This is a genomic window from Rhizobium binae, assembly GCF_017357225.1.
Taxonomy (GTDB): domain Bacteria; phylum Pseudomonadota; class Alphaproteobacteria; order Rhizobiales; family Rhizobiaceae; genus Rhizobium; species Rhizobium binae.
This window is the reverse complement of record NZ_CP071607.1, coordinates 232183-245243: the sequence shown is the minus strand read 5'-3', so window position 1 is coordinate 245243 and position 13061 is coordinate 232183. Positions and strand designations below refer to the sequence as shown.

Here is a 13061-nt window from a genome sequence, read left to right as displayed (position 1 = left end):
AGCCGACGTTCAAGAGCCCGGCGGCCCGATGGCCGCCGGGGTTTCCCTTCGACACTGGTAGAAATCTGATGCACGCCGCCTTTCAACAACCCGTCACGGACAGCAAAACCGGCGATGCCCCCGCCATTCTGGAAATGCGCGGCATCTCCCAGATCTTTCCTGGTGTGAAGGCGCTGGACAATGTCAGCATTGCCCTTCATCCCGGCACGGTCACCGCTTTGATCGGCGAAAACGGCGCCGGCAAATCGACGCTCGTCAAGATCCTGACCGGCATCTACCGCCCGAACGAAGGCGAGATTCTGGTCGACGGCCGGCCGACGACCTTTGCCAGCGCCCAGGCCGCGATCGATGCCGGCGTCACCGCCATCCATCAGGAAACCGTGCTTTTCGACGAGCTGACGGTGGCCGAAAACATTTTCCTCGGCCACGCGCCGCGCACGCGCTTTCGCACCATCGACTGGCAGACGATGAACAGCCGGTCGAAGGCGCTGCTGACCGCGCTCGAAAGCAATATCGATCCGACCATCCGGCTGAAGGACCTGTCGATCGCGCAGCGTCACCTGGTGGCGATCGCGCGCGCTTTGTCGATCGAGGCCCGCATCGTCATCATGGACGAGCCGACCGCCGCCCTCTCCCGCAAGGAAATCGATGATCTCTTCCGCATTGTCCGGGGCCTGAAAGAACAGGGCAAGGCGATCCTCTTCATCAGCCACAAGTTCGACGAGCTTTACGAAATCGCCGATGATTTCGTCGTCTTCCGCGACGGTCGCGCCGTCGGTCAGGGGCGGCTCAAGGAAACGCCGCAGGACGAGATCGTCCGGATGATGGTCGGCCGCGACGTCGAGAACGTCTTTCCGAAGATCGACGTCGCCATCGGCGGCCCGGTCCTGGAGATCCGCAATTACAGCCACCGCACCGAATTCCGCGACATTTCCTTCACGTTGCGCAAGGGCGAGATTCTCGGCGTTTACGGCCTGATCGGCGCCGGCCGCTCGGAACTATCGCAATCGCTCTTCGGCATCACCAAGCCGCTTTCCGGCAAGATGGTGCTCGAAGGCCAGGAGATCACCATCCATTCGCCGCAGGATGCGATCCGCGCCGGCATCGTCTACGTGCCGGAGGAGCGCGGCCGCCATGGCCTGGCGCTGCCGATGCCGATCTTCCAGAACATGACGCTGCCTTCGCTCGCCCGCACCTCGCGCCGCGGTTTCCTGCGGGCCGCGAACGAATTCGCGCTCGCGCGCAAATATGCCGAGCGGCTGGATCTGCGCGCCGCCGCCCTTTCCGTGCCGGCCGGCACGCTCTCTGGCGGTAACCAGCAGAAGGTCGTCATTGGCAAATGGCTGGCGACGGCGCCGAAGGTCATCATCCTCGACGAGCCGACCAAGGGCATCGACATCGGCTCGAAGGCCGCCGTGCATGGCTTCATCAGCGAACTCGCCGCCGAGGGCCTGTCGATCATCATGGTCTCCTCCGAACTGCCGGAGATCATCGGCATGTCGGATCGCGTTCTGGTCATGAAGGAAGGCCTGTCGGCGGGGATTTTCGAACGCGCCGAACTGTCTCCGGAAGCGCTGGTGCGCGCCGCCACCGGCAATGCGTGAGGTAAGAGCATGGCAAGACTGATCAGAAAACGCGAAACCCTGCTGTTCCTTATCATCGTCGTGATGATCGCGGTCTTTTCGACGCGGGCTGCGGATTTCGCCACACCCGGCAATCTCGCCGGCATCTTCAACGATACCTCGATCCTGATCATCCTGGCGCTCGCCCAGATGACGGTCATCCTGACGAAATCGATCGACCTGTCGGTCGCCGCCAACCTCGCCTTCACCGGCATGGCGATCGCGATGATGAACGCCGCCCACCCCGATCTGCCGCTCGTCGTGCTGATCCTGACGGCCATCGTCATCGGCGCCTGTCTCGGCGCCATCAACGGCTTTCTCGTCTGGGCGCTGGAAATCCCGCCGATCGTCGTCACCCTCGGTACGCTCACCATCTATCGCGGCATGGCCTTCGTGCTTTCCGGCGGCGCCTGGGTCAACGCGCACCAGATGACGCCGATCTTCCTGTCGGTGCCGCGCACGCCGGTCCTCGGCCTGCCCGTGCTCAGCTGGGTGGGCATCATCATCGTCATCCTGATGTATGTGCTTCTTCGATATACCCAGTTCGGCCGCTCCGCCTATGCGACCGGCGGCAATCCGACCGCTGCCGTCTATGCCGGCATCGATACGGGCTGGACGAAGTTCCTCGCCTTCGTCCTGTCGGGCGCTCTGGCCGGCCTCGCCAGCTATCTCTGGGTATCGCGTTATGCCGTCGCCTATGTCGATATCGCCAACGGCTTCGAGCTCGACAGCGTCGCGGCCTGCGTCATCGGCGGCATCTCGATTGCCGGCGGTGTCGGCTCGGTCGCCGGCACTGTGCTCGGCGCGCTTTTCCTCGGCGTCATCAAAAACGCCCTGCCGGTGATCGGCATTTCACCCTTCACGCAGATGGCGATATCAGGCACTGTCATCATTCTCGCCGTCGCCTTCAACGCCCGGCGCGAGCGCAACCGCGGCCGCATCATCCTGCGTGACCGCGCCGCGGCCGAAATCAAAGCGGAGGCCGCAGCATGAGCACCGTTTCGACGCAGCCCGAAAAGCGCATCATTCCCGACCGGCTCGGTACGCCGTTGCGCCGCATCGCCGCGAGTTGGGAAGTGCTGCTCTTTGCCGTGGCCGTCCTGATCTTCGTTTTCAATTCCCTGGCTTCGCCCTATTTCCTCGATGCCTGGAACCTTTCGGACGCCACGTTCAACTTCACCGAAAAGGCGATGATCGCCTTCGCCATGGCGCTGCTCGTCATTTCAGGCGAGATCGACCTCTCGGTCGCCGCGATCATCGCGCTCGCCTCGACGGCGATGGGGGCAGCAGCCCAGATCGGCATCGGCACGCCGGGTCTCGTGCTGATCGGCATCGGCACCGGCCTTGCCTGCGGCATTTTCAACGGCGTGCTGGTCTCGGTGCTGAAACTGCCGTCGATCGTCGTCACCATCGGCACGATGAGCCTGTTCCGCGGCATCTCCTATATCGTCCTCGGCGACCAGGCCTACGGCAAATATCCTGCTGATTTCGCCTATTTCGGCCAAGGGTATGTCGTCTGGGTGTTCTCGTTCGAATTCGTGCTGTTCATCGCGCTGGCGGTCCTTTTCGCCATCCTGCTGCATGCGACGAATTTCGGCCGGCAGGTCTATGCGATCGGCAATAATGATTTCGCCGCCCGCTTCTCCGGCATCCCGGTCGAGCGCGTCAAATTCATCCTCTTCCTGCTGACCGGTATCATGAGCGGCATCGCCGCCGTCTGCCTGACTTCGCGGCTCGGCTCGACCCGGCCGTCGATCGCCCAAGGCTGGGAACTCGAGGTCGTTACCATGGTCGTGCTCGGCGGCATCTCGATCCTCGGCGGCTCGGGCACGATCGGCGGTGTCGTCATCGCCGCCTTCGTCATGGGCCTCGTCACCTTCGGCCTCGGCCTGTTGAACGTGCCCGGCATCGTCATGTCGATCTTCATCGGCCTTCTGCTCATCATCACCATCGCCATTCCGATTATCGCCCGCCGCATCAAGCTCATGAGCTCCCGATGACATTGGAAAAACACGCCTTCAAGATGCAGCTCAATCCCGGCATGGAAGCCGAATACCGCAAGCGGCATGACGAGATCTGGCCGGAGCTGGTCGATCTGCTGCACCAGTCGGGCGCCAGCGACTATTCGATCCATCTCGACCGCGAGACCAACACGCTGTTCGGCGTGCTGACGCGGCCGAAGGACCACACGATGGCGAGCCTGCCGGACCATCCCGTCATGAAGAAATGGTGGGCGCACATGGCCGACATCATGGCGACGAACCCCGATAATTCGCCCGTCCAGAGCGACCTCGTCACCCTCTTCCATATGCCATGACCGCCAGTTCCTATCGCCGCATCGCCGTCCTCGACATCGGCAAGACCAATGCCAAGGTCGTCGTGCTCGACGCTGGGACAGGCGCCGAGATCGCCTTCCTGAAACGGCCGAACATTGCGATCAAAACCGGTCCCTATCCGCATTACGACATAGAGGCGCTCTGGTCCTTCGCGCTCGATTCGCTGAAGCGCCTTGCGCAGGATCCCGGTTTCGACGCCATTTCGATCACCACCCACGGCGCCGCAGCCGCGCTGCTCGATCGGCACGGCACACTCGCCATGCCTGTGATCGACTACGAACACGAATATCCGCAAGAAATCCGCGATGCCTATACGGCCTTGCGCCCCTCCTTCGACGAAATCTTTTCGCCACGCCTTTCGATGGGCCTCAATGTCGGCGCGCAGTTGCACTACCAGAAGAGCGTCTTTCCCGAGGAATTCGCCAAGGTCGCGACGATCCTCACCTATGCGCAATACTGGACGGCGAGGCTGACGGGTGTGGCCGCCAACGAGCTGACCTCGCTCGGCTGCCACACCGACCTCTGGAACCCCAGGGCGGGCGACTATTCCTCGCTCGTCGACAGGCTCGGCATCCGCGGCCTGATGGCGCCGATCCGCTCCGCCTTCGATGCGATCGGCCCGGTTCTGCCCGAGATCGCCGCGGAGCTTGGACTCGCAGCCCCCGTGCCGGTCTATTGCGGCATTCACGATTCCAATGCCTCGCTGCTGCCGCATCTGGTCCATCGCGAGGCCCCCTTCGCCGTCGTCTCCACCGGCACCTGGGTGATCAATTTCGGCGTCGGCGGCGATCTCGATCACCTCGATCAGAAACGCGATGCGCTCGCCAATGTCGATGCCTATGGCCGGGCCGTTCCCTCCTCGCGCTTTATGGGCGGACGGGAATTCGAGATCCTCTCGGCCGAAATCGGCCCCGTCGACGAACAAGCCGCCCAGGCGGCGATCGGTCCTGTCGTCGAAAAGAGCATAATGCTGCTGCCGAATATCGCCCCCGGTTCCGGCCCCTTCCCTGATAAGGCGAGACTGTGGATCGGTGCTGAACAGGCTAGCCGCGAAGAGCGTCATGCTGCGGCCTGCCTCTATCTCGCCCTGATGACCAACGCCTGCCTCGAACTGATCGGCGCCAAAGGCCCCATCATCGTCGAAGGACCCTTTGCCCTGAACGAGGCCTATCTGAAGCTGCTCGCCGCCCTTGCCGGCCGTGAGGTCCTGGCCCTTCCGGGCACGACTGGCACCAGCCAGGGTGCTGCCCTGCTGACTGGCATCCGGCCGGTCTCGGGGGCAGAGACGCACGTGCCGCCGCAAGATTTTCCGGGACTGGCCGCCTATCGCGATCGCTGGTACGCGGCGATGGCATGGGCCCCCCAGGAATAATCAGAAACGGGCTTGTTCGCCCCCGTCTTGCCGTTAGTGTGCACCTCGAAGATCAGCTCGAGGAGACAGCATGACAGAGACATTCGACCCGCGCGCGCTTGCGGCCGGACTTCACAGCCTGCGCCTAGCCGGAACACAGGAAGAAACGGGTTCTTTCATGCTGCCGCCCGATCTTGATCAGGCGGTGAAAGCGCAGAATTTCCTCGCTGCCGCGGATCGTATTTCCAGCGACGCCTGGAAGGTAACGGTCTCGCCGCAGGGTCAAGCGGTCGCCGCCCCTTTGCATCCTTATGTCGAGGCCGTCTCGGGGGCGAGCATTCCCTGGCACCCTGGACTGAAATTCGAAACGGAGATCGCCGTGCGCCTCGGCAAGGACCTGCCGATCCGCACCAGTACCCCTTATAGCCGCGCCGAGGTGACCGAGGCGGTCTCCGCCGCCTATCTCGGCGCCGAACTTCTGGTCAGCGCCGTCAAAGAAAGCGGCAGCATTTCCTTTCTCCTGTTCCTCGCCGACCGGCTCGGCAACAGAGGCTATGTCCTCGGCCCCGAGATCGACAAAAGCGCCGTCGACACCGCCGGGGGCACGCCGCTCGAGGTCACCCATGCCGGCCGCACGATCTATGATGGCCCTGCAGAACACCCGAAGGGCGACGTCCTCACCTGGCTCGTCGACTACGCCAATGACGGGCTCCGCTCCGAAACATCGCTGAAGGCAGGCGCGCTCATCACAACAGGCACGCTGAGTGGTGCGGTCGAGCTGACCGAACCGGGCGAGATCGACATTCTGTTCGGCGACGTCAGGCTGGGTTTTTCGGTGTCGAAGGGCTGACAGTCGACTCACGGATTGGTGCCGACCGCAAAGCTGAAGTTGACAATCATGGTTTAGTTTTGCAGGGAAAGGGAGGGCTCGCCCTCCCGAGCCCGTTCGCCGTGCCGAACCTGGAGCTGACCATGCCTTCGCCTTTCCTTGCCCTCTCCGGAATTCAATATGCCATCGGGCCGAAATCCATCCTGCAAGGCATCGGCCTGATGCTCGAGCAGGGCCGCATATACGGTCTCGTGGGGCCGAACGGTTCCGGCAAGAGCACGCTTTTGAAGATCATCGCCCGGCAGATCGCGCCTCAAGCCGGCACTATCGCCTTCGACGGCAGGCCGGCGGTTGATTGGGGTGCTCGCGAATTTGCCCGGCACGTGGCGTACATGCCGCAATTCACGCCGGCGACCGACGGAATGACTGTGCGGGAGCTTGTGGCGCTCGGACGCTTCCCCTGGCACGGCACGCTCGGTCGCTTCACCGCAACGGATCGCAAGATGGTCGAGGAAGCGATCATCCGCACCGAGCTCGAGGATTTCGCCGATCGTCTCGTCGCCAATATGTCCGGCGGTGAACGCCAGCGCGCCTGGATCGCCATGATGCTCGCCCAGAACGCCCGTTGCCTGCTGCTTGACGAACCGACATCCGCGCTCGACCTCGCCCATCAGGCAACTGTCCTCTCGCTGGTCAAGGAACTCAGCCGCGAACGCGGGCTGACCGTCGTCATCGTGCTCCACGATATCAACCTCGCCGCACGCTACTGCGACTCGATCGTCGCGCTCAACCGCGGCCGGATCACCGCCGAAGGAACGCCCGCCGAGATCATGCAGGCCGACAAGCTGCAGTCGATTTTCGGCGTCGGCATGGGCGTCTTTCCCCATCCGGTGCGAAATGAACCGGTCAGCTATCTCCTATAGATATTGCCTATGCCTTTTGCCGGAACATCTCAATGATGGCGGAGAAATCCCTCCCGCCATTGCCCTGCTTTTCGAACAGCGCATAAAGCTGCGCCGCTTCCGCACCCATCGGCGTTGAGGCGCCGCTCGCCAGCGCCGCCTCTTGCGACAGCCGGAGATCCTTCAGCATCAGCGCTGCGGCAAAACCCGGTTTGTAGTCGTTATTGGCAGGCGAGGTCGGCACCGGTCCCGGCACCGGGCAATAGGTATTGATCGACCAGCACTGGCCCGACGAGGTCGAGGCGACGTCGAACAGCGCTTGGTGCGAGAGGCCGAGCTTCTCGGCAAGCACGAAGGCTTCGCATACGCCGACCATCGAGATGCCGAGGATCATATTGTTGCAGATCTTCGCCGCCTGGCCGGCGCCCGCCCCGCCGCAATGGACGATCTTCTTGCCCATCGCCTCAAGGATTGGCTTGCCCTTGAGGAAGGCCTCATCCGAGCCGCCCGCCATAAAGGTCAACGTGCCGGCGCTCGCCCCGCCGGTGCCCCCGGAAACCGGTGCGTCGAGCGACAGGCAGCCTGCGGCCTTGGCCATCTCATGCGCCTTGCGGCTGCTGTCGACATCGATGGTCGAGCAATCGATGACCAGCGTGTCCTGCGCCGTCGACTGCAGGATGTCGGTCCAGGCCGTCAGCACATGTTTGCCCTGCGGCAGCATCGATATGACGACCTCGGCATCCTTGACCGCTTGGCTGACATGGCTTGCCGGCTTGACGCCGCTCGCCTCCGCTGCCTTCAGCACCGAAGCCGCGAGATCGAAACCGAGGACCTCGTGACCCGATTTGACGAGATTGGCCGCCATCGGTCCGCCCATATTGCCAAGCCCGATGAATGCGATTCTTGCCATGGTCTTCTCCTATCGATTGTCTTCGAGGATCATCGCCGCCGCCTTTTCGGCAATCATGATCGTCGGCGAATTGGTGTTGCCCGAGGTAATCGACGGCATCACCGAAGCGTCCGCGATCCTGAGCTTGCCGAGCGCCCGGAACCGCAGCCGGGGATCGACGACGCTCTCCCTGTCGGCGCCCATGCGGCAGGTGCCGACGGGATGGAAGATCGTCGTGCCGATATCGCCGGCTGCCCGCTCCAGATCGGCCTCGGTCTGATAGCTCGGCCCCGGCTTGAATTCCTCCGGCCGGAACCTCGCGAAGGATGGCTGCGCGACGATCTTGCGTGTCAACCGTATCGAACGGACAGCTATGTCACGATCGCGCTGCGTCGAGAGGTATTTCGGGCTGATCGTCGGCTGTGCGGCAAAATCCGGGCTCGACAGGTGCACTGAACCGCGGCTTTCCGGCCTCAGATTGCAGACGCTCGCGGTGATCGCCGGGAAGGGATGGACGGTGTCGCCGAATTTTTCCAGCGAGACCGGCTGCACGTGATATTGCAGGTCGGGCGTCGCCCGGTCCGGTCCCGAACGGGTGAAGATGCCGAGTTGGCTCGGCGCCATCGCCATCGGCCCGGAGCGGCGGACGAGATATTCGAGCCCGATCGCCGCCTTGCCGATCAGCTTCGTCGCCTTTTCGTTCAGCGTCGGAACGCCGGTCACCTTATAGGCCAGACGCAGCTGCAGATGATCCTGCAGGTTCTCGCCGACACCCTTGACCTCGGTGACGACATCGATGCCCACCCGCTGCAGCACCTCGCCCCTGCCGATGCCGGAGAGTTCCAGAATATGCGGCGAGCCGATCGAACCGGCAGAAAGGATGGTTTCCTTGCCCGCATAGGCGCGCTTCGCCACGCCCTGGTGCTGAAATTCGACGCCGGCGACGGCGCCCTCCTCCACCAGCAGACGCCGCACCTGCGCCTTGGTAAGCACCGTCAGGTTGGAGCGCTTGCGCGCCGGGCGCAGGAAGGCCTTCGACGTGTTCCAGCGTATGCCCGAGCGCTGGTTGACGTCGAAATAGCCGGAACCTTCATTACTGCCGCGGTTGAAATCTTCCGTCTCCGGGATGCCGGCTTCTCTCGCCGCCTGCTGGAAGGCGTCAAGCACGGCCCAGCGCACCCGCGCCTTCTCGATGCGCCATTCGCCGCCGACGCCATGCATCTCGTCTTCGCCGCGATAAAAATCCTCGGACTTGCGGAAGAAGGGCAGAACATCGTCCCAGCCCCAGCCGCTGCAGCCCATCTGCCGCCAGAGATCGTAGTCGCGCGCCTGGCCGCGCATATAGATCATGCCGTTGATCGAGGAGCAGCCGCCGAGCACCTTGCCACGCGGATAGCTTAGCGCCCGGCCGTTCAACCCCGCTTCCGGCGCTGTGGTGAAACACCAGTCGGTACGCGGATTGTTGATGCAATAGAGATAGCCGACCGGGATATGGATCCAGTGGTAGTTGTCGCTGCCGCCGGCTTCGAGCAGCAGCACGCTGCTCCTGCGATCGGCCGACAGCCGATTGGCAAGCACGCAGCCCGCGCTGCCCGCCCCGATGATGATATAGTCGTAACGATCCATGTGCCCCTGCACGAAACTCCCGATGCCGGCCGCTCCCCTCTCCCCGCGAGACGGGGAGAGGGAGTAATCGCAGCGCCGCCGCCCGCCCCTTCTTCCGGTAGAAACAAGCTCTTCCCGGGAAAAGAGAGGTCCGCCCGTTCAGCGGCGATAGACGAAGCCCAGTTTCCGCCCCAGCCGGGAGGCGTAGAATTCGCCGATGATGCCGCGCCGGAAGATCAGCACGCAGACCATGAAGACGACGCCGGTGATGATCGTCACCGGAAATTCCGAGGTGGCGAGGTAGTTTTCCAGCGCCACCACCAACCCCGCGCCGAAAAGCGGGCCGATCAGCGTGCCGATGCCGCCGAGCAGCGTCATCAGGATCACCTCGCCCGACATCTGCCAGGCGACGTCGGTCAGCGTCGCGAACTGGAAGACGATCGATTTGACCGCGCCGGCGAGCCCGGCAAGCGCTGCCGACATGACGAAAGCGCCGAGCTTGTAGCGCGCGACGGAATAACCGAGCGAGATCGCCCGCTGCTCGTTCTCGCGGATCGATTTCAGGATCATGCCGAAAGGCGAATTGATGAAGCGCCAGATGATCAAGATACCAACGAGGAACACGGCCAGTACGAAATAATACATGTTGGTCGAGTTGTTCAGATCGATGAAGCCGAAGAGATGGCCGCGCGGCACCGACTGGATGCCATCCTCGCCCTCGGTGAACTCCGCCTGCAGGCAGAAGAAGAAGAACATCTGCGACAGCGCCAGGGTGATCATCGCAAAATAGATGCCCTGGCGGCGGATGGCGAAGAAGCCCATGACGAGGCCGAGAAAGGCCGCACCCGCGACGCCGATCAGGATGCCGAGTTCCGGCGGCAGGCCCCATGATTTCACCGTATAGGCGGTGAAATAGGCCGCGCCGCCGAAGAAGGTGGCGTGACCGAAGGACAGTAGGCCGGTATAGCCGAGCAGCAGGTTGAAGGCGCAGGCAAACAGCGCGAAGCACAGCAGCTTCATCAGGAAGATCGGATAGAAGAAGAACGGCGCGAGCAGCAGGAGCAGCAGGCCTGCGAGCACGAAGCCGGCTTGGACCGAAAGGGCGGTCCGGCTCTTTTCCGTGCGGATGGTGTCGGTGATGTCAGCCATGTCAAGCGTCCCGGCCGAAGAGGCCCGCGGGCCTGATGAGAAGCACGATCGCCATGATGACGAAGATCACGATGTTGGAGGCCTCTGGATAGAAGACCTTTGTCAGGCCCTCGGCGATGCCAAGCACATAACCGGTGATGATCGCCCCCATGATCGATCCCATGCCGCCGACCACGACGACGGCGAAGACGACGATGATCATGTTCGAGCCCATCAGCGGCGAGACCTGGTAGATCGGTGCGGCCAGCACCCCGGCAAAGGCGGCAAGACCGGCGCCGAGCGCGTAGGTCAGCGTCAAGAGCACCGGCACGTTGACGCCGAAGACTTGCACCAGCACGGCGTTTTCGGTGGCCGCCCTGAGATACGCGCCGAGCTTGGTCTTTTCGATCAGCAGCCATGTGCCGAGGCAGGTGACCAGCGAGACGACGACGACCCAGCCGCGATAGATCGGCAGGAACATGAAGCCGAGATTGGCGCCGCCAGCAAGGGCCGTCGGCGTCGCATAGGGCTGGCCGGAGGAGCCGTAGAGATAGCGGAAGGTGCCCTCGACCGCGAGTGCCAGCCCGAAGGTGAAGAGCAGGCCGTAGAGCGGATCGAGATCGTAGAGCCGGCGCAGGAACAGCCGCTCGATGATCGCCCCGGCAAGGCCGACGATGACGGGCGCCAGGATCAGTGACGGCCAGTAGCCGATGCCGGCATAGGTCAGCAGCAGATAGGCGACGAAGGCGCCGAGCATATATTGCGCGCCATGGGCAAAGTTGATCACCCGGAGCAGGCCGAATATGATGGCGAGGCCGAGGCTGAGCAGTGCATAGAACGAACCGTTGATCAGGCCAATCAGGAGCTGGCCGAGCAGCGCCTGCAGGGGAATGCCGAAGATCATCATCATCTGGTCATACTCCCAGAACCTTGTGCAGCGTATCCATGCGCTGCGGCAGTTCACCGACCGGGAATTCCGACACCATTTGCCCATGATCCATCAGATAGAAGCGATCGGCAATACGGCTGGCGAAGCGGAAGTTCTGCTCGACGAGCAGGATTGTCATGCCGCGTCCTTTCAGCGTCTGCAGCACCTCGCCGATGCGCTGGACGATAACAGGGGCAAGCCCCTCGGTCGGCTCGTCGAGAATGAGCAGCCGTACACCTGTGCGCAGAATCCGGGCGATCGCCAGCATCTGCTGCTCGCCGCCTGAGAGTTTGGTACCGGGGCTGCCGCGCCGTTCATAGAGATTGGGGAAGAGCTCGTAGATCTCGTCGAGCGTCATGCCGCCCTTCGCCACGACGGGCGGCAGCAACAGGTTTTCCGACACGGTGAGCGTCGAGAAGATGCCGCGCTCCTCCGGCACGAAGCCGATGCCGCGATGCGCCGTCTTGTGCAGCGGCACCTGCATCATGTCGCTGCCGGCAAAACTGATCCTGCCCTTGCGGGTGCGCACGATGCCGGTGATGGTGCGCAGTGTCGTCGTCTTGCCGACGCCGTTGCGGCCGAGAATGGTGATCGTCTCGCCTTCGGCCACCCGCATATCGACGCCGTGCAGGATGTGGCTTTCGCCGTACCAGGCGTTCAGCTCCTGGACTACGAGCAGATCGGCCATCAATGCTCCTCCGTGCCCATATAGGCGACGCGCACTCGCTCGTCCTGGCTGACCGTGGCATAATCGCCCTCAGCGAGGATCTCGCCGCGCTGCAGCACGGTGACATGCTGGCAGATATTGGCGACGACGGAGAGATTGTGCTCGACCATCAGCACCGCCCGGTCGCGGGCGACGTCGCGGATGATCGCCGAGACGACGCCGACATCCTCCAGCCCCATGCCGGCCATCGGTTCGTCAAGCAGCAGCACCTTGGGATCGAGCGCCAGCGTCGTGGCGATTTCCAGGACGCGCTTGCGGCCATAGGAAAGGTCGGCGGCGATATGATCGCGCTCCTTGGAAAGGCCGACGCTGGCGAGCAACTGCTCGGCCCGCTCGTTCAGCCGGTCGAGCGCCGAAAGAGGCCGCCAGAACTGGGTGGAAAGATTGTTCGGACGCTGGAGAGCCACCCGCACATTGTCGAGAACGGAGAGGTGCGGGAAGACCGCCGAGATCTGGAAGGAGCGCACCAGCCCCATGCGCGCCACCTTGTCGGGCGGCGTATAGGTGATGTCGGTCCCCATCAGGGTGATCGTGCCTGCGGTCGGCTGCAGGAACTTGGTCAGCAGGTTGAAGACCGTGGTCTTGCCGGCACCGTTCGGGCCGATCAGCGCATGCACGCTGGCGTCATGGACGTCGAGATCGACGTTCTTCACGGCCGTGAAGCCGCCGAAATCGCGGCACAGGCCGCGGGCGGAGAGCACCACCCGCGGCTTGGCCTGCGTTTCAATCGCGGAAACCGCCATC

The 13061-nt window shown here is 63.2% G+C and carries 13 protein-coding genes; 7 read left to right on the top strand and 6 right to left on the bottom strand.

All coding sequences use genetic code 11. From position 1 onward, the window contains the following. The first annotated feature begins 68 nt into the window (after positions 1 to 68). From J2J99_RS28030 to J2J99_RS28000, 7 genes are all read left to right on the top strand, one after another. Positions 69 to 1604 carry a sugar ABC transporter ATP-binding protein gene (locus J2J99_RS28030; RefSeq protein WP_168300528.1) on the top strand — a complete coding sequence of 512 codons (1536 nt, stop codon included), beginning with the start codon at positions 69 to 71 and terminating at the stop codon, positions 1602 to 1604. 9 nt (positions 1605 to 1613) lie between these two features. Beyond that, the gene (locus J2J99_RS28025) at positions 1614 to 2615 is read left to right on the top strand and encodes an ABC transporter permease (RefSeq protein ID WP_168300527.1); all 1002 of its coding nucleotides are present in this window, start codon (positions 1614 to 1616) and stop codon (positions 2613 to 2615) included. Further along, positions 2612 to 3622 (top strand): ABC transporter permease, encoded by a 1011-nt coding sequence (locus J2J99_RS28020; protein WP_168300526.1) that lies wholly within the window; start codon positions 2612 to 2614, stop codon positions 3620 to 3622. The genes J2J99_RS28025 and J2J99_RS28020 overlap by 4 nt, the downstream gene beginning before the upstream one ends. Next, on the top strand, positions 3619 to 3939 hold the full coding sequence (gene rhaM, locus J2J99_RS28015) for an L-rhamnose mutarotase (RefSeq protein WP_032490905.1): 321 nt from the start codon (positions 3619 to 3621) through the stop codon (positions 3937 to 3939). Before J2J99_RS28020 ends, rhaM begins: the two co-directional genes overlap by 4 nt. After that, a complete protein-coding gene (locus J2J99_RS28010; protein WP_168300525.1) occupies positions 3936 to 5330 on the top strand; it encodes an FGGY-family carbohydrate kinase in 1395 nt (464 codons plus the stop codon). The genes rhaM and J2J99_RS28010 overlap by 4 nt, the downstream gene beginning before the upstream one ends. Positions 5331 to 5400: 70 nt before the next feature. After that, positions 5401 to 6159, top strand: a complete 759-nt coding sequence (locus J2J99_RS28005) for a fumarylacetoacetate hydrolase family protein (RefSeq protein WP_168300524.1) — start codon at positions 5401 to 5403, stop codon at positions 6157 to 6159. 122 nt (positions 6160 to 6281) lie between these two features. Further along, a complete protein-coding gene (locus tag J2J99_RS28000; RefSeq protein ID WP_168300523.1) occupies positions 6282 to 7061 on the top strand; it encodes an ABC transporter ATP-binding protein in 780 nt (259 codons plus the stop codon). A 7-nt stretch (positions 7062 to 7068) separates the two neighbouring features. Here J2J99_RS28000 and mmsB read toward each other — a convergent pair whose 3' ends face one another. From mmsB to J2J99_RS27970, 6 genes are all read right to left on the bottom strand, one after another. Next, positions 7069 to 7950: a 3-hydroxyisobutyrate dehydrogenase gene (gene mmsB, locus J2J99_RS27995; protein WP_168300522.1), complete on the bottom strand. Its 882-nt coding sequence runs from the start codon at positions 7948 to 7950 to the stop codon at positions 7069 to 7071. A 9-nt stretch (positions 7951 to 7959) separates the two neighbouring features. Beyond that, positions 7960 to 9555, bottom strand: coding sequence for a GMC family oxidoreductase (locus tag J2J99_RS27990; protein WP_168300521.1), 1596 nt, complete (start codon positions 9553 to 9555; stop codon positions 7960 to 7962). Positions 9556 to 9693: 138 nt separating this feature from the next. Further along, positions 9694 to 10683 carry a branched-chain amino acid ABC transporter permease gene (locus tag J2J99_RS27985; RefSeq protein ID WP_168300520.1) on the bottom strand — a complete coding sequence of 330 codons (990 nt, stop codon included), beginning with the start codon at positions 10681 to 10683 and terminating at the stop codon, positions 9694 to 9696. A 1-nt stretch (position 10684) separates the two neighbouring features. Beyond that, complete coding sequence (locus J2J99_RS27980; RefSeq protein ID WP_168300519.1) at positions 10685 to 11572, bottom strand: branched-chain amino acid ABC transporter permease; 888 nt, start codon at positions 11570 to 11572, stop codon at positions 10685 to 10687. Positions 11573 to 11576: 4 nt separating this feature from the next. Then, positions 11577 to 12278 (bottom strand): ABC transporter ATP-binding protein, encoded by a 702-nt coding sequence (locus tag J2J99_RS27975; RefSeq protein WP_168300518.1) that lies wholly within the window; start codon positions 12276 to 12278, stop codon positions 11577 to 11579. Beyond that, positions 12278 to 13060 (bottom strand): ABC transporter ATP-binding protein, encoded by a 783-nt coding sequence (locus J2J99_RS27970; protein WP_168300517.1) that lies wholly within the window; start codon positions 13058 to 13060, stop codon positions 12278 to 12280. Before J2J99_RS27970 ends, J2J99_RS27975 begins: the two co-directional genes overlap by 1 nt. Position 13061 lies beyond the last annotated feature (1 nt).

What these genes read in the sequence shown, in the direction of transcription:
- J2J99_RS28030 (WP_168300528.1), top strand. Translation starts at nt 69, where the DNA reads ATGCACGCCGCCTTTCAACAACCCGTCACGGACAGCAAAACCGGCGAT.
- J2J99_RS28025 (WP_168300527.1), top strand. Translation starts at nt 1,614, where the DNA reads ATGGCAAGACTGATCAGAAAACGCGAAACCCTGCTGTTCCTTATCATC.
- J2J99_RS28020 (WP_168300526.1), top strand. Translation starts at nt 2,612, where the DNA reads ATGAGCACCGTTTCGACGCAGCCCGAAAAGCGCATCATTCCCGACCGG.
- rhaM (WP_032490905.1), top strand. Translation starts at nt 3,619, where the DNA reads ATGACATTGGAAAAACACGCCTTCAAGATGCAGCTCAATCCCGGCATG.
- J2J99_RS28010 (WP_168300525.1), top strand. Translation starts at nt 3,936, where the DNA reads ATGACCGCCAGTTCCTATCGCCGCATCGCCGTCCTCGACATCGGCAAG.
- J2J99_RS28005 (WP_168300524.1), top strand. Translation starts at nt 5,401, where the DNA reads ATGACAGAGACATTCGACCCGCGCGCGCTTGCGGCCGGACTTCACAGC.
- J2J99_RS28000 (WP_168300523.1), top strand. Translation starts at nt 6,282, where the DNA reads ATGCCTTCGCCTTTCCTTGCCCTCTCCGGAATTCAATATGCCATCGGG.
- mmsB (WP_168300522.1), bottom strand. Translation starts at nt 7,950, where the DNA reads ATGGCAAGAATCGCATTCATCGGGCTTGGCAATATGGGCGGACCGATG.
- J2J99_RS27990 (WP_168300521.1), bottom strand. Translation starts at nt 9,555, where the DNA reads ATGGATCGTTACGACTATATCATCATCGGGGCGGGCAGCGCGGGCTGC.
- J2J99_RS27985 (WP_168300520.1), bottom strand. Translation starts at nt 10,683, where the DNA reads ATGGCTGACATCACCGACACCATCCGCACGGAAAAGAGCCGGACCGCC.
- J2J99_RS27980 (WP_168300519.1), bottom strand. Translation starts at nt 11,572, where the DNA reads ATGATGATGATCTTCGGCATTCCCCTGCAGGCGCTGCTCGGCCAGCTC.
- J2J99_RS27975 (WP_168300518.1), bottom strand. Translation starts at nt 12,278, where the DNA reads ATGGCCGATCTGCTCGTAGTCCAGGAGCTGAACGCCTGGTACGGCGAA.
- J2J99_RS27970 (WP_168300517.1), bottom strand. Translation starts at nt 13,060, where the DNA reads ATGGCGGTTTCCGCGATTGAAACGCAGGCCAAGCCGCGGGTGGTGCTC.